The organism is Xenorhabdus sp. NBAII XenSa04 (assembly GCF_963866145.1).
Classification (GTDB): domain Bacteria; phylum Pseudomonadota; class Gammaproteobacteria; order Enterobacterales; family Enterobacteriaceae; genus Xenorhabdus; species Xenorhabdus indica.
Genome location: NZ_CAWMEB010000234.1, coordinates 1 through 299 on the forward strand (window position 1 = coordinate 1; position 299 = coordinate 299).

The following is a 299-nucleotide window of genomic DNA, read 5'->3' on the forward strand; positions in this document are numbered from 1 at the left end:
ATCACCTGCGCCGTTTTGGCCGGGCTGCCGATACGGGCCTCAATATCCGATGAAGTTTGTGTATAGGCGGTAACCTGCATGCCCGCACCGCCGCCTTTGTTGATCAACGGGATAAATTCATCCCCCATCAGCTCATTGAATTCGTCACAATGCAGGTTAATCGCCAGTTTTCCGTCCTGACGCACCGGCAACCCCGCATTCATACCGTACTTATAAATCTGCCCGGCCACACTGACCAAATCGGCAAACATGCTGTTGCCCACTGCCGAAGCCACATCGCTGTCAGATAACGCATCCAG

The 299-nt window shown here is 53.8% G+C and carries 1 pseudogene; it reads right to left on the reverse strand.

The features are described 5' to 3' along the window. Positions 1–299: pseudogene (locus AAC147_RS09250) on the reverse strand (type IV conjugative transfer system coupling protein TraD); the annotation flags it as partial.